20 protein-coding genes and 1 other annotated feature are annotated in these 20125 nt (G+C 41.9%); of the genes, 17 read left to right on the plus strand and 3 right to left on the minus strand.

The window, feature by feature from the left end; translation table 11 throughout:
• Window positions 1-32 precede the first annotated feature (32 nt).
• The gene (locus tag CVD23_RS04990; protein WP_101576388.1) at window positions 33-992 is read right to left on the minus strand and encodes a TIGR01212 family radical SAM protein; all 960 of its coding nucleotides are present in this window, start codon (window positions 990-992) and stop codon (window positions 33-35) included.
• A 313-nt stretch (window positions 993-1305) separates the two neighbouring features.
• Here CVD23_RS04990 and CVD23_RS04995 point away from each other — a divergent pair, with 313 nt between their 5' ends.
• Genes CVD23_RS04995 through CVD23_RS05000 form a run of 3 tightly spaced genes read left to right on the plus strand, consistent with a single transcriptional unit; the run spans window position 1306 to window position 2223 of the window.
• Window positions 1306-1491, plus strand: coding sequence for a hypothetical protein (locus tag CVD23_RS04995; RefSeq protein WP_101576387.1), 186 nt, complete (start codon window positions 1306-1308; stop codon window positions 1489-1491).
• A 54-nt stretch (window positions 1492-1545) separates the two neighbouring features.
• On the plus strand, window positions 1546-1716 hold the full coding sequence (locus CVD23_RS21815) for a hypothetical protein (RefSeq protein WP_180955540.1): 171 nt from the start codon (window positions 1546-1548) through the stop codon (window positions 1714-1716).
• Window positions 1717-1770: 54 nt separating this feature from the next.
• Window positions 1771-2223, plus strand: a complete 453-nt coding sequence (locus CVD23_RS05000) for an Hsp20/alpha crystallin family protein (protein ID WP_101576386.1) — start codon at window positions 1771-1773, stop codon at window positions 2221-2223.
• A 29-nt stretch (window positions 2224-2252) separates the two neighbouring features.
• Here the strand turns inward: CVD23_RS05000 and CVD23_RS05005 are convergent, their stop codons facing one another.
• Window positions 2253-2582: an alpha/beta fold hydrolase gene (locus CVD23_RS05005; protein ID WP_374702616.1), complete on the minus strand. Its 330-nt coding sequence runs from the start codon at window positions 2580-2582 to the stop codon at window positions 2253-2255.
• Window positions 2583-2929: 347 nt separating this feature from the next.
• On the opposite strand from CVD23_RS05005, the gene CVD23_RS05010 reads away from it, so the two are divergent.
• The 8 genes from CVD23_RS05010 to CVD23_RS05045 all read left to right on the plus strand — a co-directional run bounded on the left by CVD23_RS05010 (window position 2930) and on the right by CVD23_RS05045 (window position 14095).
• Window positions 2930-4117: an MDR family MFS transporter gene (locus CVD23_RS05010; RefSeq protein WP_101576385.1), complete on the plus strand. Its 1188-nt coding sequence runs from the start codon at window positions 2930-2932 to the stop codon at window positions 4115-4117.
• Between the two features lie 298 nt (window positions 4118-4415).
• Window positions 4416-5777, plus strand: coding sequence for a sigma-54 interaction domain-containing protein (locus CVD23_RS05015; protein ID WP_101665367.1), 1362 nt, complete (start codon window positions 4416-4418; stop codon window positions 5775-5777).
• A gap of 274 nt (window positions 5778-6051) precedes the next feature.
• Entirely contained in the window at window positions 6052-6744 is a 693-nt protein-coding gene (locus CVD23_RS05020; protein ID WP_101665368.1) for a CoA transferase subunit A, read from the plus strand.
• Between the two features lie 14 nt (window positions 6745-6758).
• Window positions 6759-7415 carry a 3-oxoacid CoA-transferase subunit B gene (locus tag CVD23_RS05025; RefSeq protein WP_101665369.1) on the plus strand — a complete coding sequence of 219 codons (657 nt, stop codon included), beginning with the start codon at window positions 6759-6761 and terminating at the stop codon, window positions 7413-7415.
• A 35-nt stretch (window positions 7416-7450) separates the two neighbouring features.
• A complete protein-coding gene (locus CVD23_RS05030; RefSeq protein ID WP_101665370.1) occupies window positions 7451-8770 on the plus strand; it encodes a GntP family permease in 1320 nt (439 codons plus the stop codon).
• A gap of 15 nt (window positions 8771-8785) precedes the next feature.
• Entirely contained in the window at window positions 8786-9562 is a 777-nt protein-coding gene (locus CVD23_RS05035) for a 3-hydroxybutyrate dehydrogenase (protein WP_101576380.1), read from the plus strand.
• 538 nt (window positions 9563-10100) lie between these two features.
• Window positions 10101-10324 (plus strand) — a binding site (T-box leader).
• A 74-nt stretch (window positions 10325-10398) separates the two neighbouring features.
• Window positions 10399-12816, plus strand: coding sequence for a leucine--tRNA ligase (gene leuS / locus CVD23_RS05040; protein ID WP_101665371.1), 2418 nt, complete (start codon window positions 10399-10401; stop codon window positions 12814-12816).
• A 187-nt stretch (window positions 12817-13003) separates the two neighbouring features.
• On the plus strand, window positions 13004-14095 hold the full coding sequence (locus tag CVD23_RS05045; protein ID WP_101576378.1) for a metallophosphoesterase: 1092 nt from the start codon (window positions 13004-13006) through the stop codon (window positions 14093-14095).
• 66 nt (window positions 14096-14161) lie between these two features.
• Here the strand turns inward: CVD23_RS05045 and CVD23_RS05050 are convergent, their stop codons facing one another.
• Window positions 14162-15673 (minus strand): ATP-binding protein, encoded by a 1512-nt coding sequence (locus CVD23_RS05050; protein ID WP_101665372.1) that lies wholly within the window; start codon window positions 15671-15673, stop codon window positions 14162-14164.
• A 416-nt stretch (window positions 15674-16089) separates the two neighbouring features.
• On the opposite strand from CVD23_RS05050, the gene CVD23_RS05055 reads away from it, so the two are divergent.
• From CVD23_RS05055 to CVD23_RS05080, 6 genes are all read left to right on the plus strand, one after another.
• Window positions 16090-16434, plus strand: a complete 345-nt coding sequence (locus tag CVD23_RS05055; RefSeq protein ID WP_373270834.1) for a MarR family winged helix-turn-helix transcriptional regulator — start codon at window positions 16090-16092, stop codon at window positions 16432-16434.
• Window positions 16435-16437: 3 nt separating this feature from the next.
• Window positions 16438-16824 carry a rhodanese-like domain-containing protein gene (locus tag CVD23_RS05060; protein ID WP_101665373.1) on the plus strand — a complete coding sequence of 129 codons (387 nt, stop codon included), beginning with the start codon at window positions 16438-16440 and terminating at the stop codon, window positions 16822-16824.
• Between the two features lie 293 nt (window positions 16825-17117).
• Window positions 17118-17696 carry a DJ-1/PfpI family protein gene (locus CVD23_RS05065; protein ID WP_101665374.1) on the plus strand — a complete coding sequence of 193 codons (579 nt, stop codon included), beginning with the start codon at window positions 17118-17120 and terminating at the stop codon, window positions 17694-17696.
• Between the two features lie 126 nt (window positions 17697-17822).
• Window positions 17823-18389: a signal peptidase I gene (gene lepB / locus CVD23_RS05070; protein ID WP_101665375.1), complete on the plus strand. Its 567-nt coding sequence runs from the start codon at window positions 17823-17825 to the stop codon at window positions 18387-18389.
• A 201-nt stretch (window positions 18390-18590) separates the two neighbouring features.
• A complete protein-coding gene (locus CVD23_RS05075) occupies window positions 18591-18878 on the plus strand; it encodes a GRP family sugar transporter (protein ID WP_101576373.1) in 288 nt (95 codons plus the stop codon).
• 121 nt (window positions 18879-18999) lie between these two features.
• A complete protein-coding gene (locus tag CVD23_RS05080; RefSeq protein ID WP_101665376.1) occupies window positions 19000-20019 on the plus strand; it encodes a fatty acid desaturase in 1020 nt (339 codons plus the stop codon).
• Window positions 20020-20125: the final 106 nt, after the last annotated feature.

Consider the following 20125-nt stretch of genomic DNA (forward strand, 5'->3'; position numbering starts at 1 on the left):
CCAATGCGACTTTTCGGATCAAGGGCATGATACTAAAGCACTTTCACTGTTTGATAGAGCTTGCCCTGCCAGCTGTTCCGGCGCTTTAGTTCCGTATCAATTGAATTTAACACTTCCCATTTATTGACGCTCCACATCGGTCCGATCATCAAGTCAATCGGGCCGTCCCCTGTGATTCGATGGACAATCATTTCAGGTGGTAACATCTCGAGCTGGTCACAAACCAAGTTTACGTAATCGTTGAACGGCAGAAATTCGAGCATTCCTTTTTCATATTGCTTCACCATTGGCGTTCCTTTAAGCAAATGAAGCAGGTGAATTTTTATTCCCTGCACATTCAACTTGGCTACTTCCTCCGCTGTTATCATCATCATTTCCGGTGTTTCAAGGGGAAGGCCATTAATAATATGTGAGCAGATGCGAATTCCATGCTTTCTCAGCTTGGCAACACCGTCCTTGTAGCATTGAAAGTTATGGGCGCGGTTAATTAAAAGCGCTGTCCGTTCATGCACCGTCTGTAAACCAAGCTCAACCCACAAATAAGTTCTTTCATTCAATTCTGCCAGGTACTCTACAACATTGTCCGGGAGACAATCAGGCCTTGTTGCGATCGAAAGCCCGACAACCCCATCTTGCTGAAGTGCTGCCTCGAACTTTTCCCTTAATACCTCAACAGGGGCGTGTGTATTCGTGAATGCCTGAAAATACGCCATATACTTGCCGTCTTTCCATTTGTGGTGCATTTTTTCTTTGATTTTGAAAAACTGTGTTTCAATATCCTCGGCCCTGTTTCCGGCAAAGTCACCGGAACCGGCTACACTGCAAAATGTGCAGCCTCCATGCGCAACCGTCCCGTCCCGATTCGGGCAATCAAAGCCAGCATCTAAAGCAACCTTGAAAACTTTATGTCCAAATGTTTGTCGTAAATGGTAATTCCAAGTATGGTAGCGTTTATCATCAGCTGAATAGAAAAATCGGCTATTCTGAATCAACCTTAGCTCAACCTCCGTCAAGTACAATATACATAAGAAAAATTGTAGCATGATGTCTTTCTTTATCCAAATGAAAATCCTGCTATTACGGAGTATTCTTCAAGATGGGACCGGCATAACAATGTTATGTAGCAGCTTAAAAACCGCTGAAAAACCAAGAAAATCTGAGAAATGAACCATTTTTATGGACAAAACGCGGAAAAATAAAAAGATAGACAGCATAATCGATTATTTTTGATGTTGAAAGCTGATTTGTCTTTTCTTATATTAAAAGTGTAAAAAGTTATTCCAATTCTGTTGGGAGGGGATAGGTATGACAGATGCGTGTATTTATTGCGGTAAAGAACTCGCTTTCTGGCAGAGAGACCGTCCTTACTGTACAACGTGCAGGGCAGCTGTGGAAGAGGCTTACATCGATTATCTATACATGAACGAATACGATTACGACCCCTATTTTTACGACAGAGATGATCTCAGAGAATATGAGGACAAGTTTTAAGGTGTAACAAAAACTGCTTATTTTTCATACGGATTCAAAAAGGAGGATTCAAAGATGGCTACAAAAGCAGGACGCAGACGCAGAGCAATCGAACGCTTCCTTCAAAAAGAATTTAAAAAGTCGGGTCTTCAAGCAACAAGGACAATCAAGGTCGACAACAGAAACAATTTACCCGATCTGATGAAAAGAGCAGAATCAAGTGAAACACCAGTTAATCCTTTGTGATATCAATAAGGAAATCTACTTGTGAAAGATAGTTTCTTATCGGAGGCGATAACTATGTCGTTAATTCCATTTGAACCATTTCGGCATCTTAATAATATGAGAAGAGAATTAAATCACTTCTTCTCTTCCGATTTTCCTTCGCTTACAACTGGTTTCAATCATGACTTTGGCGTTCCGAAAATCGATGTGTACGAAACGGAACATGAAGTGGTTGCTACATGTGATATTCCGGGCCTGGAAAAGAAAGAAGATGTGAATATCAATATTGATACGAATGTTCTTTCGATTAGCGGCACAATAAGCCGGGAAAATGAAGTCAAGGAAGAGAATATCCACCGGAAAGAACGCTTTTCCGGACGCTTCCAGCGTACGATCAGTTTACCTTCCCGTGTTTCCACAGAAGGTGATGCGAAAGCAACGTACAAGAACGGTATCCTCGATATTCGCATGCCTAAATTAAATGACCAAAACGGAGATCAGAAAAAAATTGATGTTGAGTTCCATTAATTTTCCTATCGAAAAGGGCAAGCCAAAAGTCACATTGGGTGATGTTTGGCTCGGCCCATTTTTTTTGTTAATTTACATGCAAAATAAGGAGAATTATTTATTAAGCTTGAAAAGAAACTCATCGACCGTCTTGTTGAAAAGATCTGTCTCTTCAAGAAACGGGCAATGCAGCTATTTTCAAAAATAATCAGCTCGGAATTCGCGATATGCTCATGTAAATACTCCCCGGCGGCAACAGGGATCAACTTTTCCTCTCTGCCAAAACAGAGGAGAACAGGTTTTTGTATCGTTGCCAGCATCGGGCGGTAATTGACAATCGATTGGTCAAAGAGGATCGCACTGGCGATTGATTCGGGCATCTTCGTGTTGTCCTTCATTACCTGGATGAAGGACACTTCCGAAGGTTAATCACCCAATGTTGTACTTCATTACCTGGATGAAGGACTTTTCCTAAGGTAAATCAGCCAATGTTGTGCTTCATTACCTGGATGAAGCACATTTCCCAAGGTAAATCACACAGTTTTGTCGTTCATTACCTGGATGAAGGACATTTCCCAAGGTAAATCACCCAATGTTGTCCTTCATTACCTCGATGAAGGACATTGATATTTAAAAAATGGGTGCGAAAATGTATTGCGCAGTTTCATAAAAAGCACTAGAATAATTCTGGTGTTCGCAAATACTTTTATGAAAAGGAGCGTTTTTCATGCCGCGTCCATTATGGCTTCTTGTTATCGGAATGGCAGTGAATGTAACAGGCTCTTCTTTTTTATGGCCTTTAAATACCATCTATATTCATGACCATTTAGGCAAATCCCTGTCGGTTGCCGGAATTGTGCTGATGCTTAACGCAGCAGCAAGTGTGGTCGGGAATTTATACGGCGGCAGCCTTTTTGATAAAATTGGCGGCTATAAATCTATCCTTCTTGGAATTGTCATAACCGTTTTGTCTTTAATTGGCTTAACGTTTTTTCACAGCTGGATTTTCTATGTGTTCTTTCTAACCATAATAGGCTTTGGTTCGGGAATTGTCTTTCCATCGATGTATGCCATGGCTGGCTCAGTTTGGAAAGAAGGGGGAAGAAGGGCGTTTAATGCGATTTATGTTGCGCAAAACCTTGGTGTTGCAGTCGGGGCCGCTCTCGGCGGGCTCGTCGCAGCTTATTCGTTCCAATTAATTTTCCTCGCTAACGTACTGATGTATATCGTCTTTTTACTGATTGCTGTTTTTGGCTACAAAGGAATTAACGCTGATCCCGCAGCCCAAACAACAATTCTGAATGAAAATAGTCCAATTAAAAACCAGGCAAAACTTTATGCCTTGCTGATTCTGTGTGCGGGATATTTATTGTGCTGGGTCGGATACGTGCAATGGCAGTCGACGATTGCTGCCTATACGCAGGAAATCAATATTTCATTGGAGAAATACAGCTTGTTGTGGACGATCAATGGTGCGCTGATTGTCATTGCGCAACCGCTTATGAATAAAATGGTGAAGCATTTCGCAAAGACGTTAAAGTCGCAAATCATCATCGGTATCTTTATTTTTATTAGTTCTTTCATTGTCGCTTCCGGAGCAGATCAATTTACGGCATTTGCGGCTGCAATGGTGATCATGACAGTAGGTGAAATGCTGGTTTGGCCAGCCATCCCGACGATTGCCCATGACCTCGCACCAAAAGGGCGGGAAGGCTTTTATCAGGGAGTCGTCAACAGCACAGCAACCGGCGGCAGAATGATCGGTCCATTGCTTGGCGGAATTTTGGCGGACTTATACGGGATGCCGATCCTGTTTGCCGTCCTCATCGGATTATTTGTCATCGCCATTTTCACAACGATTATTTATGATCGCAAAATAAAGGAAACAAAACACTTGGCAGTACATGCCTCTTAATACTGTAGGATTAGCCACCTGTGCGGACTTCAGGTGGCTGATTTGATTTATCCGCGAAACAGATGATATATCTGCGAAAAGGACGATATCCGCGAAAAAGGATGATATATCCGTGAAAAAGGACGATATATCCGCGAAAAAGATGATATATCTGCGAAATAGGACGATATATCCGCGATAAGACCAGTATCCGCGAAAGAGGGGGCGCGGATGCCAGCCCAACTGCAGCGAATAGTGCAGATTTATATTCAGAAAAATGTGATAAAATATAGTCATCATTCATGATAGGGGGAGGCTAATGAAACAACCGTTGCTGGAGCTCCCGGTTGATATCATTGAGACGATAATTGAGAACGCTTTCGGTTCTCTTGTTGTGGTTGATCGGGACGGCAAGATTATATATATGAATAGAAAATATTGCGAGTTTTTAGAGGTGGATCGTGATGAAGTGATCGGTAGGCACGTCACTAACGTCATTGAAAACTCAAGGATGCATATTGTAGCAGAAACGGGTAAAGAGGAAATTGCTGATCTGCAATACATTAGAGGTAATTATATGATTGCCAACCGTGTGCCGATCTTCTCAAATGGTGAAGTAATCGGCGCTTTTGGGACGGTTTTTTTTCAGGATACCTATGAATGGATGCAAATGAACAGCCATGTGAAGAGTTTGTTGACGAAAATTCATTCATATATTCAGGAAATCGACAGCGGTGTGAAATACAGCCTCGACGACATATTGGGAGAGTCGGAGCAGATTCGCAGTTTAAAAGAAAAAGTTAAAATGATTGCGTCAAGCGATATCTCGGTTCTAATTAGAGGTGAGAGCGGAACAGGGAAAGAATTATTTGCCCACAGTATCCACCGGCTTAGCGCCCGGAGCCACAAGCCGTTTGTCAAAATGAACTGTGCGGCAATTCCTGAACAATTGCTGGAATCGGAACTGTTCGGTTATGAAGAAGGGGCATTTACCGGCGCGAAAAAAGGTGGAAAAAAGGGAAAGTTCCAGCTCGCTGACGGGGGTACGCTGTTTCTTGATGAAATTGGCGACATGCCTGGAAATATGCAGGTAAAGCTGCTCCGAACCCTGCAGGAACAAGAAATTGAACCGGTCGGCTCCACAAAACCGTTGTCCGTCGATGTCAGAATTATTGCGGCAACCAATCGTCCGCTCGAAAAAATGCTCGGCGAAAAAAAGTTTCGTGATGACTTATTTTACCGGATAAATGTCATTCCATTTATGATTCCGCCACTGCGTGAAAGAATGGATGACCTTCCCGGATTAACCGATTTTTTTATAAAAAAGATCACCAGGAAATCCGGAAAAAGGATCACTGGAATCGACGCGCGGGTTGTCCGGCTGCTTAACAGCTACAGCTGGCCCGGCAATATCCGCGAGCTCGAAAATGTGATTGAAGCGTCAGTGTACTTGTCGAATAGTGAAACGATTACAATGGAAGCATTGCCGGATTATATAACAAACTCTTCTGTTTATCCGCTCGGTGAGAAAAAATTGAAGGAAATTCTCGAAGACACTGAAAAACTGATTTTAGAGCAAAGCCTTGCAAAATATCAACAAGATAAGCTGCTTGCGGCCAGGGCACTTGGAATCAGTAAATCGACCTTTTATGAAAAATTGCATAAATACCGATTGCTGTAGTCCGAAAGTTCGGAAATGATTCCGGACTTTCGGACTTTTTTTCTTTCTAGTAAAACTGCCGCAAAGATAAGGACGAAACAGGTTACGAAATACTCTGGCTGTTTACTAGCAATTTAATGATCTATGAAGCTAGCAGGAATAACTTGCTTAAGAGTCCGAATTTTCGGAAAAAATGTTCACAAAAAATTCGAAAAATCAAAGAGGGTACAGTTCTTTCATTTTGGCATACTTCTTGCATCTATATTAATGACTATCTAGAAAAGGAGGGTGTCAATTGAAAAAAATCTACGCGAGTGCTGCCGAAGCAATATCGCAAATCCATGATGGTGCAACATTGATGGTCGGCGGTTTCGGGTTAGTCGGAATTCCTGAACAGCTGATTCTCGCACTCGTCGACAAAGGAACAAAGGAACTTACCGTTATTTCGAACAATTGCGGTACCGACGATTGGGGGTTGGGCTTACTTTTAAAAAACAGGCAAATCAAAAAAATGATCGGTTCATATGTCGGTGAAAACAAGGAGTTTGAGAGACAAGTTTTAGCCGGGGAAATTGAAGTTGAACTGAATCCGCAGGGAACGCTTGCAGAAAGAATTCGGGCTAGTGGAGCAGGTATTCCGGCATTCTTTACTCCGGCCGGAGTTGGAACAGTGATCGCAAGGAACAAAGAGGTCAGGGAATTTCAAGGGAAGGAATATGTGCTCGAAACAGCCTTGAAAGCTGACGTTAGCTTAGTCAGGGCGGCCTATGGAGACGAAGCAGGCAACCTGATCTACAATAAAACAGCCCGTAACTTCAATCCGATGATGGCTGCTGCCGGCAAGATCACGATTGCCGAGGTGGAAAATTTGCTGCCAATCGGTGAATTAAACCCCGATCATATCCACACGCCGGGGATTTATGTGCAGGGACTGTTAATGGCCCGGCAGGAAAAGCGGATTGAACGATTGACAACAAGATCGCTGTGAAGGGAGCGAAACCAATGGAGCTGCGTGAACGAATTGCAAGAAGAGCAGAAATGGAGATTAATGATGGTGATTATGTAAATCTCGGGATCGGCATGCCGACGCTTGTCGCGAACTATATTAATAATAGAAAGCAGGTTGTGCTGCAGTCGGAAAACGGGCTTCTCGGCATTGGTTCATATCCGGCCGAGGATGAAGTAGACCCTGATCTCATCAATGCAGGAAAAGAAACGGTTACCGCGATCAAGGGAGCTTCGTATTTTGATAGCGCTGAATCGTTCGCGATGATTCGTGGCGGACATATTGATGTCGCGATTTTGGGAGGCATGCAAGTATCCGAAAATGGCGATCTCGCCAACTGGATGATTCCCGGCAAGATGATCAAAGGAATGGGCGGCGCAATGGATCTTGTCCATGGTGCCAAGAAAATCATCGTCATCATGGAGCATATTTCAAAAAATGGTGATCCGAAAATTGTAAACGCTTGCAGTTTACCGTTGACAGGAAAAGGGGTTGTTCAACGCATTATTACAGAACGTGCCGTAATCGATGTTACAGATAAAGGGCTAAAGCTTATTGAAGTGTTTGACGGCTTTACGATTGAAGAGGTTCAAGAATCAACAGAACCAAAGCTCATGATTGAAGAAGTAAAAACGGGGATAACACTGCAATAATTTGTGATCATTCACTTTTACAAGGGGGAAGAGAAATGCTTAGCATGATTGGACTAATTGGTGGTCTGGCTTTATTGATCTGGTTGACAATGCGCGGTATGAACCTGCTTGTCGTCGGTCCATTGTCTGCCTTGTTTGTCGCGGTTTTGAGCGGGATGCCATTGTTTCCACAGCTGGTCGAAGAAGGTGCCGCCAACTTCGTCAGTAATTATATGGCCGGCTTTTCTGGATTTGTTACATCGTGGTATTTAATGTTCCTGCTCGGGGCGATTTTCGGAAAAGTAATGGAGGATAGTGGCGCGGCAGACAGTGTATCGCGTTATATTGTCGATAAACTCGGCATGAAATATGCCGTCATCGCTGTGGTAGCAGCATGTGCTATTTTAACTTATGGCGGAGTAAGCCTGTTTGTTGTTGCCTTCTCAGTGTATCCGATGGCGCTTAGCTTATTTAAACAGGCTGATCTTCCAAGACGCTTTATTCCGGGAGCACTTGCGTTTGGATCCGTTACGTTCACGATGACTTCGGCAGGGTCACCGGAAATCCAAAACTGGATTCCGATTGAATTTTTAGGAACCTCTCCTTATGCAGGATGGGAAGTAAGTTTAATTGTAGCCATCTTTATGATTATTTTCGGCTATTGGTGGCTGAAGAGAATGATTACGAAAGCAGTTCAAAAAGGGGAGAAATTTGTCTCACGGGAAGGTGATCCATTAACTGTGAGCAGAGAGCTTCCGCATCCGATTATGGGGCTTATACCATTGCTGGTTGTTCTGGTTATTTCATTCTTCTTTCATGATACACTTCAGCAATCCGCCCTTATTATAGCGCTTTTAGGCGGTGTTATTGCTACTTATCTATTAAACCGCAAGTATTTCAATAATTTCTGGGGTGCGGTTTCAGAGGGGACAATGGGGGCTCTGATCGCGATAGGAAATACAGCGGCTGTAGTTGGTTTTGGTGGGGTAGCTAAAGCTGTTCCGGCTTTTGAAACCGCTGTCAACGCGATGACCAGCATACCTGGCAGCCCACTTATTGGTGGTGCGGTTGCTGTCAGCGTGATTGCGGGTATGACCGGTTCCGCATCGGGCGGTCAGGCAATTGCTTTGCCAATTATCGCGCCGCATTATATGGATTTGGGTGTTAATCCGGAAGCCCTTCACCGTGTTGCGGCGATTTCTTCAGGAGCCCTGGATTCTTTGCCTCATAACGGTTACGTTGTAACAACGATACGAGCGGTTTGTGGCGAGTCCCATCAGGATGCTTATAATGCCGTTGGCGCTTTGACCGTTATCGTTCCGGCAATCGGGGTAATTTTAGCGATCATTTTATTCTCTCTAGGTTTAGGCATTTAAGAAAGGAGCTTCGGAATGGTTGAACATAAAATAGTTTTCATCACCGGCGCAGCACAGGGCATCGGTTATGAAATCGGCAAACGGTTTGCTTCGCAGCATGCAAAAGTAGTGCTGACCGATATACAAGAGGATGCTGTTCAAAAGGCCGCCACGCAGCTGCAAGGCGAAGGTTACAACGCAATTGGTATTAAATGCGATGTTACTTCAGAAGCAGACATCGAGCAGGCTTTGAACAAAACAGTTAACCATTTTGGATCGCTCGATATTTTAATCAATAATGCCGGACTGCAACATGTCTCATTGATCGAAGATTTTCCGACTGAAAAGTTTGAGTTCATGATAAAAGTGATGCTGACTGCACCTTTTGTTGCAATCAAACATGCACTGCCCGTAATGAAGCGGCAAAAATTTGGCAGGATCATTAATATGGCATCGATTAACGGGCTTGTGGGTTTTGCCGGAAAAGCAGCTTACAACAGTGCCAAACATGGCGTAATCGGCTTAACAAAGGTAGCCGCGTTGGAAGCGGCCGAACACGGCATTACCGTAAACGCGATATGCCCGGGTTACGTCGACACGCCGCTCGTCCGCAATCAGCTGGCCGATCTGGCGAAAACAAGAAATGTACCTTTGGAAAAAGCGCTGGAGGAAGTCATCTATCCGCTCGTCCCGCAAAAGAGATTATTGGAAGTAGAAGAGATAGCCGATTATGCAATCTTCCTGGCGGGGGATCAGGCCAAAGGAGTTACAGGTCAGGCTGTTGTCATTGATGGGGGATACACAGTACAGTAAAAACATGGAGAGGCTGAGCGATCAGTCTCTCTTTCTACAGTGCAAGTAAGTTGGCCTTTACTGAGTTTCGCGGATAAAATGGAATTTTCGCGGATATATGTTTTGGTTTCGCGGATAAAATAGAATTTTCGCGGATATATTGCTTACTTTCGCGGATAAAATGAGATTTTCGCGGATAAAATGCAAAGTCAACTCCGATATGTCACGAAAATTGCAAATTGACCAAAACAAATTAGTAGCGGAACACCACAGGCGCACAAATACCTATTTATGTATTTGAGGAAAGTACAGCACCAGATGTTAAGTTGATTTTAATTTGAAAATACCGTTACTTGGTCAGTTTTGACAGAAAATTAATTATTGGTCAGTTTTGACAGGAAATTATTTATTCTATAAGTCTCGTTCTTTCCATCTGAGCAAAAATATGTATGCACTTCGCCACATCTTGTGCATAATATACATATTACATTCCTTTCAGGATGAGCCTGCTTGCATCCTGGGGGGAAATTGTTTACAATATCTCTATAGTCTGATATGAGAAATGACAATGAGAAGGAATAGTAATGATGCAGGAGCCCGTTTTAGAGAGTTGACGGATGGTGCAAGTCAACCGGGCACATCATGAACTCGCCTTTCGAGTCGCAAGCATGAAATCGCAGTAATGCTTGCCGTTTACCGCGTTAAGGATGAATGAAGCGAGTGACATGTTCACTAATGTGGGTGGTACCGCGGGAGATTATACATAATCCTCTCGTCCCTTTTGGGATGAGGGGTTTTTTATTTTAAAAAGCTCAATTAGACCAATTAATATATATGAAAATCAGGAGGAAAACACGATGAGCTTTAATCACCGGGAAATCGAAAAGAAATGGCAACGAGTTTGGGAGGAAAATAAGACCTTTAAAACACGTGAAGCTGTCGGTAAGCGGAACTTTTACGCGCTTGATATGTTCCCGTATCCATCCGGCTCCGGACTCCACGTTGGCCATCCGGAAGGCTATACAGCAACAGATATTTTATCCCGCCTAAAGCGGATGCAGGGATACAATGTATTGCATCCGATGGGCTGGGATGCTTTCGGGCTTCCGGCGGAGCAGTACGCTCTTGATACCGGGAATGACCCGGCTGAATTTACGAAAAAGAATATTGATAATTTCCGCCGCCAAATTAAGGCACTGGGATTCTCTTATGACTGGGACCGGGAAATTAATACGACAGACCCGGAATATTACAAATGGACACAGTGGATTTTCATCAAGCTTTTTGAGCACGGGCTCGCTTATATTGACGAAGTAGCTGTTAACTGGTGTCCGGCCCTTGGTACGGTTTTAGCGAATGAAGAAGTCATCGACGGAAAAAGTGAACGCGGCGGCCATCCGGTCGAACGCCGCCCAATGAAACAGTGGATGTTGAGAATTACCGCCTATGCGGATCGCCTACTTGAGGACCTTGAGGAAGTAGACTGGCCTGAAAGTATCAAAGACATGCAGCGCAACTGGATCGGCCGTTCAGAAGGTGCGGAGGTTACCTTCCAGATCGATGGACATGATGAAGCCTTTACAGTATTTACAACAAGGCCTGATACATTATTCGGGGCCACATATGCGGTATTGGCGCCGGAGCATGCATTGGTCAGTAAAATAACAACCGCCGCGCAACGTGACGCAGTTGAGCAATATATAGACCAAATTAAAAGCAAGAGTGACTTGGAACGAACAGACCTTGCCAAAGAAAAAACCGGCGTTTTCACAGGAGCATACGCCATCAATCCGGTAAACGATGAAAAAATGCCAATCTGGATTGCCGACTATGTGCTCGCGAGCTACGGAACCGGCGCCATTATGGCCGTACCGGGCCATGATGAACGCGACTACGAATTTGCGAAAAAGTTCGAGCTTCCAATTGTAGAGGTTGTCGCCGGCGGCGATATCACGAAAGAAGCTTATACAGGTGATGGAGAGCATGTTAATTCCGGGTTCGTAAATGGATTGAACAAAGAAGATGCGATCCGAAAAATGATTGCCTGGCTGGAGGACAAAGGAATTGGAACGAAGAAAGTAACTTACCGACTGCGCGACTGGCTGTTCAGCCGCCAGCGTTATTGGGGCGAGCCGATTCCGGTCATTCACTGGGAAGACGGTACGATGTCAACGGTTCCTGAAGACCAGCTCCCATTGATGCTTCCGAAGACAACAGAAATCAAGCCTTCCGGCACGGGCGAATCACCGCTTGCCAATATTCATGACTGGGTGCACGTCGTGGATCCGAACACAGGCAAAAAGGGTCGGCGGGAAACGAATACGATGCCGCAATGGGCGGGCAGCTGTTGGTATTATCTTCGCTACACTGATCCAAACAACAGCGAAGCGCTGGCAGATCCAGACAAGCTAAAGGAATGGATTCCGGTTGATATTTATATCGGCGGTGCCGAACATGCCGTACTTCACTTGCTTTATGCCCGTTTCTGGCATAAGTTCCTTTATGACATCGGTGTCGTCCATACGAAAGAGCCTTTCCAAAAGCTTTTTAACCAGGGGATGATTCTTGGTGAAAATAATGAAAAAATGAGCAAATCAAAAGGCAATGTCGTCAATCCTGATGAGATTATCCACAGTCATGGTGCCGATACACTTCGCCTTTACGAAATGTTCATGGGCCCGCTTGACGCATCCATTGCCTGGTCAACACAAGGACTTGATGGCGCCCGCCGCTTCCTTGACCGCATCTGGCGTTTGTTCATTGAAGAGGATGGCACGTTAAGCGCAAAAGTGCAGGATGTTGAAGGTGCACAAAGCTTGGAAAAGGTATACCACCAAACAGTGAAAAAAGTCACTGAGGACTATGAGGGCTTACGTTTTAACACGGCGATTTCCCAGCTTATGGTGTTCATCAATGAGGCCTACAAAGCTGAGGTTCTTCCAAACGCGTATATCGAAGGCTTTGTGAAGCTGCTTGGACCGATCGCTCCGCACCTTGCCGAGGAGCTTTGGCATAAGCTTGGCCACGATGAAACGATTGCTTACGAATCATGGCCTGCCTACGACGAAGCAAAGCTCGTCGATGACGAAGTGGAAATCGTTATTCAAGTAAATGGAAAAGTGAAGGCAAAATTAATGGTTCCGTCAGGAGCTAATAAACAGGCTCTTGAACAAATTGCAATGGGCGACGACAAGGTAAAAGAGCAAATTGGCGGCAAAACTGTCCGCAAAGTGATTGCCGTTCCAGGAAAGCTTGTAAACATAGTGGCAAACTAACCAATAAAATCCTCCGGGTCTTCCCGGGGGATTTTTTTTGTATAAACATTTTCTAATCAGTGTTTCGCATTTCTTCATCAAGCAATTTAGTGGATTAGATGAAAAAACTAGGATTTAATAAAGTTAGTCCAAAAGAATCACCATCGTTGATCTATCACTATGTTAGAAGGAAAGGTTACAGTAAAAAATGTCTATTTCAACAATCCTCATGATTATAACTACTATTTTAGCATACAGCCTGATTTGTTTTTACGTCGGGTATAATGGCTGGGTTTGGCTCAGGGCAACATTTTCTTTTCCATATAAAAAGGCATATATTGCTGTGATTGTCTTATTTTCTGCTTCAATTTTTCTTGGGCAATTTTCTTCTATGCTGCCTTTAATATTGATGGGCCACACTTGGCTCGTTGTTATCGGATACAGTGTGATCCTGCTGCCGCTCGCGAATCTATTGGTCTATATATTGAAGAAGAGGGGGATTTTTTGGATAGGAATCGGGGTCATTTCCATCTTCATGTTCATTTTTGTCTATGGCTCATTCAACGCGTGGAACCCCGTTGTTCGCAGCTATCATCTTGAGATCGATAAACAGTCGGGCGAGCAAAACGTGAAGATACTTATGGTGTCTGACCTTCATTTAGGTTCAATTGTCGGGGAGAGGCATTTACAACGTTTAGTAGATGTAGTGGATGAAGAAAAGCCGGATATTATTTTAATCCCCGGAGACATCATCGATGACCACATCGATCCATTTCTCGAAAAAAATATGAGTGAGACGATGAAAAAAATCAGCGCACCTCTAGGCGTATATGCCGTGCTGGGCAACCATGATTATTACGGTGATGATACGGCATTGATTTTAGACGAAATGGAGAAGCTCGGAATCCGGGTGTTAATGGACGAGTCTGTAAGTATTGATGAACAGTTTTACCTGATTGGCAGAAAAGACCTTACCGACGAAAATAGAAATGAAGCAAGCGCGCTTTTAAGAAATTTGGATAAAACAAAACCGCTTATTATGATGGACCATCAGCCGGTTGAGCTTAATGAAGCAAAGGAAAACGGAATTGATGTTCTGTTGTCAGGCCATACGCACAGGGGCCAACTAGCCCCGGCCAATTTAATCACTAGCAAAATGTATGAAAATGATTGGGGCTATCTGCAAAAAGAAAATCTCCACTCCTTCGTTTCATCCGGATTTGGAATATGGGGGCCTCCGCTCAGAATCGGAAGCCGATCAGAAGTCATGGTCATCGATGTTAAGTTTGCTTCTAACTAAGCGCAGGTATTAACGCTGGAGTTTATAATGGGGAATTTTATCATAAGTGAAAAAGAGAATGTTCAGTTAAACAACATTCTCTTTTTTGGAACTACTTTCTCCTCCGCGCGTTAACGGAAAAGTAATCGTAAATGTTGTACCCACTCCCAGCGAACTGTGGACTAAAATGGTTCCATTATGTTTTTGGACAATTTTATAGCTCACCATCAGTCCTAACCCATTCCCTTTTTCTTTAGTTGTGTAGAATGGTTCGCCGATTTTTTTCAGTTCTTCTGGTGTCATGCCGACTCCGTTGTCTTGAACTGAAATGGATAATTCCTGGCTGTTTATTTCGGTGGTAATAAAAATTTGCCCACCGTTAGGCAAAGCCTCCACCGCATTCTTAATAATATTTAGAAATACTTGTTTCAGTTGATTTTTTTCTCCGAAAATATGAACTTCGTACTGCGGCAGTGTGTAATTAATTGCAACATTTTTCAAAAGTGCTTCCGGTTGCAAAAAATTAATAACGCTCCGGAGAATTTCGATTACATTGCATTCGCTAAGATAATAAGTATGAGGCTTTGAAAAAACCATAAATTCACTTACGATGAAGTTAATTCGATCGATCTCCTCTAAAATAATATCAGTGAACACTTTTCCTTTTTCGGTTTCATTCATTAACTGGACAAACCCTTTTATAGACGTTAATGGATTGCGTATTTCATGGGCAATCCCGGCTGCCAAGTCACCCACCATTGATAACTGTTCAGCTTTTCGAAGAGTTTCTTCCGTTTTCTTTTTTTCTGTGATGTCGTACTGAATATAAAAGAATTGATAAATTTCCCCGTTTTTATTAACAAAAGGCACAATCGTCGTATCCACCCAAAATTTAGTCCCGTCTTTCGCCTGGTTGAGGATTTCTCCTTTCCAAGTATCCCCTTTTTCGATCGTTCCGCAGAGATTATTAAAGAAGTTTTCAGTATGAAACTGGGAATTTAAAATGTGATGATTATGCCCCATCAGTTCTGCTTTTGTGTATTTAGAAATCTCACAAAACTGGTCATTCACATATGTAATGTAGTTATCTTTATCCGTAATCGAGAAAATCGTTGCTTCAATGAGAGCTTTTTTAAAATCGGATAGTTCCTTTAAAGCGGCATTTACATCATTGTTAGATTCTTGAAGTGGACAAGGTGATAAAGATAGATTGTCATCATCTTGATTTGTGATTGTATTCAAAAAAAGCTGATAGAAATGGTCGAGTAGTTTAGTAACTTGCATGAGAATATCAGCAGCGAGCTGGCATTTGTCCACTTCTGCTTCTAAAAACTCTAAAATTCTCGCACGGGAAATGGTCATAAACTTTATACACTGATCGAGTAACGCCGCTCTGTTATCGGGGTTTTGTTCAAATGAATTTACTAACGGAATGATTTTAGTCCTTATGGATTCATTTTTGTGGCATAAAAAATCGCCAAGAAGATTAAATACATATTCATGAAGATATTGCTGCGCAGGTATTTCTGAAGTTTTCATCGCTAACTCGTAACTTAACGCCTGAGTTTTTCTGCCTAATAACTCCAATTGATTTTCCATAAGGATCCCTCACTGAATGTATAAATCTCCATAATAAAATTTGACATAAATGCCGGAAACCCTTCTTTTATATTCTGAAGACTATTTTAAGTGAGAAATATAACAGCATTAAAGAAAAAGGAATTCCCCTATTATAGAAGAATTTCAAAATTCTACGGCAAAATTTAAATAGTTTACAAATTTTTCAACCTTTTGTATACCGGCATACTCTGTCTTTAATTTATAATCATCCATGTTAAATAGGCGGGGAGAAAAAAACAAATGGAAAACTTTACAATGATAAAATAATCAGTTATACTGATTATCATAACAAGTGATTATTTGAGGGGGTGTAAAAAATAAGTATCATCCTGGAGTCGTATGGATTTTTAGCGGGAAAAGTAGTTCAACTATTAGAATTAGACTTTATTGACAAGCTGAAGACTTACGAAATTAATGCAAGGCAATATGGAGTACTGATCAAAGTAAACGAAATGCCTAACTCTTCTCAGAAAGAAATTGCCGAAGAACTAAAAATAGACCGAACCACTATGGTAGACCATGTTGACCATCTAGAATCGCTAAAATATATAGCTAGAGTGAAAAATCCAGAAGATAGGAGGTCCTACTGCCTGAGTATTACTGAAAAAGGGAAACAGACTTTGGACAAATGTTGGGAAATTTTGCAGCAATCAGAACAGAATGTTTTAGCAGCACTCGATAATGAAGAAAAAGCTCTATTTAAACGGTACTTAAAAAAGATTCTAAAAGGGGTAGTGTAAAAAATGAATCAAATAGATTATTTCAAAAGCCGTGTACAATCTACGTTTAGCCCAATGGATTATATGATGTCAATTCAAGCAAATCCTGACGCATATTTACTTATTGATGTGAGAAACGGAGATCCATCTTTAAAACGAGAAAAGATTCAGGGTGCGCTGGAAATTCCGCTCTCACAAATGGAAAGCCGTATAGAGGAAATCCCAAAAGATAAAGAACTTATTTTGTATTGCTGGGATGTATGGTGTAACACTGCAGCAAAAGCATCTTTGCTGCTTTTAGAAAAAGGCTACAAAGTAAAAGAACTTAATGGTGGCATAGCAGCATGGAAGACGATGAATTTTCCGTTGACCGCTTTAGTACAAGATGAACAATCTGAATGTGGATGTTAAATATCTTAGGCTAATCCTTGAGTAGGATAGAGCTTTTTAAAAGTAGGTCAGTATTTAATAAAGATTTTGAGCTGTCGCTGGGGCAGCTCTATTTTTATTGATCTTAATCGAAGAAGGAATTTTACGACCTTTAGAGAATTAACCGTATGATGAGCATTTTCCGGCATGTTAATGGTCATTATCGCTATTATCTTTATTGCAAAGGATACCTCAAATCAGGAATTGGAATCAGAATCGGCGATATCTCAATAGAGGCCAGTAATTTTTTTTCTTAGAGGATGGTGTGGATAAATATGAAAATCGCTTTTGTTCTTTTCGATCAGTTAACTTCCTTGGATTTCATTGGATTTTTTGATGGAATTACGCGGTTAAAGACAATGGGCTATAGAGACGATTTGAGTTGGGATTTGTGTGCGATGAGCGAGGAAATAAGTGATGACCGTGGAATTACCTTTAAGGTTAATAGAATTCGTCCCGATTTATCGGAATACGATTTAATCTTTGTGCCGGGCGGAATGGGGACAAGATTTTTAAGAAATGATCTGAAATTTATCGCCTGGCTGAAAACAGCCGAACCAGTAACATATAAAATCTCAGTTTGTACTGGTTCACTTCTCCTCGGGGCAGCCGGTTTCTTAAAAGATAAAAGGGCAACCACGCATTCCAACGCTATTGACCTGCTGAAATTATACACAAACAAAGTCAGCAATGAGCGGATTGTCAAAGATGGTAATATTATTACTGGCGGAGGCGTCGCTACGTCTGTTGATCTTGGTCTGTACATCTGTGAACTTCTTTCCGGAACAGAAGTTGTTTCGGAAATTCAAAAACAAATGGATTATCCATACTACAAAGCTGGAAGTATCAGCTGAATGGACATTAAAGAAAAGGCGCTATTTCTAGCGCCTTAATAGGAAACTGCTATGGTTGAATGTATTCAATAAAGCCATAAAACCATTAAAAAATTATTTTTATCTCATAATTTAGCCTTGTTATGCATGCGATTTTTTACCAAAAGGAGTGGCGAGATTTTGGAAAAACAAGATACAAAGAAAGAAATAATATCCTGGATAAAGTCGCTGTTGTTTGCGTTCTTAATTGCCTTCATTTGCAGACATTTTTTATTCTCACCTGTAACGGTTTTTGGGGAGTCTATGCGGCCTACTTTTGAGGACCGGAACAAGGTGATCGTCAGCAAAATCAGTCACATTGACCACTTTGATAATATAGTTTTCAATGCACCAGATGCAAATGAAAAATATATTAAGAGGGTGATCGGGCTTCCTGGGGACACGATCGAAGTAAAAGACGATGTTTTATATATTAACGAAACAGCTGTTTCGGAACCGTACCTCGAAAAAGCCAAACAAACTATGTTGCCTAATCAAAAGCTGACAGAAGATTTTACATTACAAGAATATACTGGAAAAACAAAGGTGCCAAAAGGCTATCTGTTTGTCATGGGAGACAATCGCTCAGTTAGCAAGGATAGTCGGAGATTCGGATTCATTTCATATGAATCTGTCATCGGGGAAGTTAAGTTTCGGTATTTTCCTCTAAAATAACGATACTACCGAAGCATAGCATGAAAATCAATGTTCGGGCTGCCAATTTGGCAGTTTTTTTGTTTCTGAAAGATTGAAACCAAACGGGGTTCAGTTGACCACGTTCTGAAAAAACTAAATATTCCTTCTATCACAATATATGTTTCATTTTTCACTAAAGTAGGGAAAAGCAATGAAACAGAGAGAAAGGGGTATTTAAGAATGTCTGGAATATTGCTTGCATTAATTGCGGCTGTTAGTTGGGGAAGCATTGTATTGGTTAGCAACAAATTAGGCGGCGATGAAAATAGCCAAACAATTGGTACAACATTGGGGGCTTTGCTCTTTTCTATTTTCATATTTATTTTTGTACAACCGGATCTATCACTCCTTGTTTGTAGTGTCGGATTCATTTCAGGATTATTCTGGTCCATCTACTATTGTTTTGTATATAGGATGAAAAAAAGTGCATCTTTTATAGAAGATGTACTTTTTGTAAGTCCAGTTTAAAACGACTAGCATTTCCTTTTATATGATATTTGTCATGCTTTGTACATGACAGTTATGACTGCAAAGAACAGTTTAATACCTTTATAATGTGATTATCTATTGTGGAAGGGAAATAACGAAAATGACAAAACAAAAACAACTCACTTTAAGAAAACAAGTTGCCCCATATGAGAAATCTAATTTGAGAGACAGTATATGGCAGCTTATCAATACGTTTGCGCCTTTTTTTCTGCTATGGTTCCTTGCATATCAGAGCCTGTCCATTTCTTATTTCCTATCTCTAGGATTGTCAGTAATTGCCGCCGGATTTTTAGTGCGGATGTTTATTATATTTCATGATTGTTGTCATCACTCTTTCTTTAAAAATCGGCGCGCTAACAAGATTCTTGGCACAATCACAGGAATTTTGACATTATTTCCATACAGTCAATGGCAGCACGACCATTCCGTCCATCACGCAACAAGCAGCAACCTCGATAAACGCGGTACCGGGGATATATGGGTGCTCACGGTCGATGAATACTTGCAAGCTCCTTTTTGGAGCCGTATAGCTTACCGGTTATATAGGAATCCATTTGTCATGTTCGGCTTAGGACCCATCTATGCCTTCCTCATAAAGAACAGGTTCAACAGAAAAGGTGCAAGGTTGAAAGAACGCTTGAACACTTATATTACAAATCTTTCCGTACTTGCTTTGGCCGGCCTGCTTTGCTGGACACTCGGCTGGGAGTCTTTCCTGCTCATACAGGGTCCAATTTTCTTTATTTCAGGATCTCTCGGAATTTGGCTGTTTTACGTGCAACATACATTTGAAGATTCTTATTTCGAGGAAGACAAAGACTGGGAATATGTGAAAGCAGCCGTTGAAGGGAGTTCTTTTTATAGGCTGCCGAAGCTTCTGCAATGGCTGACAGGTAACATCGGATATCATCATGTTCACCATTTAAGCCCGAGGGTACCGAACTATAAACTTAAAGCGGTGCACGAAAACACTGCCCCGTTGCAGAACGTGCCGACGATCACTTTGGCTACGAGTCTGAGTTCATTGAAATTCCGCTTATGGGACGAACAAAACAAACAATTTGTAGGGTTTAAGCACATCAAATCGCTATCTAAATTCAATGGTGCTGAATCCAATTAAGACTTGGCTGTACAAATGGTGCACTAAACATATATCATAATAGAAAGGGCTTAAAACTTTTCATTTGGATAAGTTAACAAGCCCTTTTTTAGTATCAAAATGTCGG

The sequence above is a fragment of the Bacillus sp. V33-4 genome, assembly GCF_002860225.1.
GTDB classification, from domain to species: Bacteria; Bacillota; Bacilli; order Bacillales; family Cytobacillaceae; genus Bacillus_BJ; species Bacillus_BJ canaveralius.

Coding starts and splice junctions, on each gene's coding strand:
- CVD23_RS05065 (WP_101665374.1), top strand. CDS start 17,118: ATGAAAATCGCTTTTGTTCTTTTCGATCAGTTAACTTCCTTGGATTTC.
- CVD23_RS05010 (WP_101576385.1), top strand. CDS start 2,930: ATGCCGCGTCCATTATGGCTTCTTGTTATCGGAATGGCAGTGAATGTA.
- CVD23_RS21815 (WP_180955540.1), top strand. CDS start 1,546: ATGGCTACAAAAGCAGGACGCAGACGCAGAGCAATCGAACGCTTCCTT.
- CVD23_RS05060 (WP_101665373.1), top strand. CDS start 16,438: ATGAATCAAATAGATTATTTCAAAAGCCGTGTACAATCTACGTTTAGC.
- CVD23_RS04995 (WP_101576387.1), top strand. CDS start 1,306: ATGACAGATGCGTGTATTTATTGCGGTAAAGAACTCGCTTTCTGGCAG.
- CVD23_RS05005 (WP_374702616.1), bottom strand. CDS start 2,582: ATGCCCGAATCAATCGCCAGTGCGATCCTCTTTGACCAATCGATTGTC.
- CVD23_RS05035 (WP_101576380.1), top strand. CDS start 8,786: ATGGTTGAACATAAAATAGTTTTCATCACCGGCGCAGCACAGGGCATC.
- CVD23_RS05025 (WP_101665369.1), top strand. CDS start 6,759: ATGGAGCTGCGTGAACGAATTGCAAGAAGAGCAGAAATGGAGATTAAT.
- leuS (WP_101665371.1), top strand. CDS start 10,399: ATGAGCTTTAATCACCGGGAAATCGAAAAGAAATGGCAACGAGTTTGG.
- CVD23_RS05030 (WP_101665370.1), top strand. CDS start 7,451: ATGCTTAGCATGATTGGACTAATTGGTGGTCTGGCTTTATTGATCTGG.
- lepB (WP_101665375.1), top strand. CDS start 17,823: ATGCGATTTTTTACCAAAAGGAGTGGCGAGATTTTGGAAAAACAAGAT.
- CVD23_RS05050 (WP_101665372.1), bottom strand. CDS start 15,673: ATGGAAAATCAATTGGAGTTATTAGGCAGAAAAACTCAGGCGTTAAGT.
- CVD23_RS05080 (WP_101665376.1), top strand. CDS start 19,000: ATGACAAAACAAAAACAACTCACTTTAAGAAAACAAGTTGCCCCATAT.
- CVD23_RS05000 (WP_101576386.1), top strand. CDS start 1,771: ATGTCGTTAATTCCATTTGAACCATTTCGGCATCTTAATAATATGAGA.
- CVD23_RS05045 (WP_101576378.1), top strand. CDS start 13,004: ATGTCTATTTCAACAATCCTCATGATTATAACTACTATTTTAGCATAC.
- CVD23_RS05015 (WP_101665367.1), top strand. CDS start 4,416: ATGAAACAACCGTTGCTGGAGCTCCCGGTTGATATCATTGAGACGATA.
- CVD23_RS05075 (WP_101576373.1), top strand. CDS start 18,591: ATGTCTGGAATATTGCTTGCATTAATTGCGGCTGTTAGTTGGGGAAGC.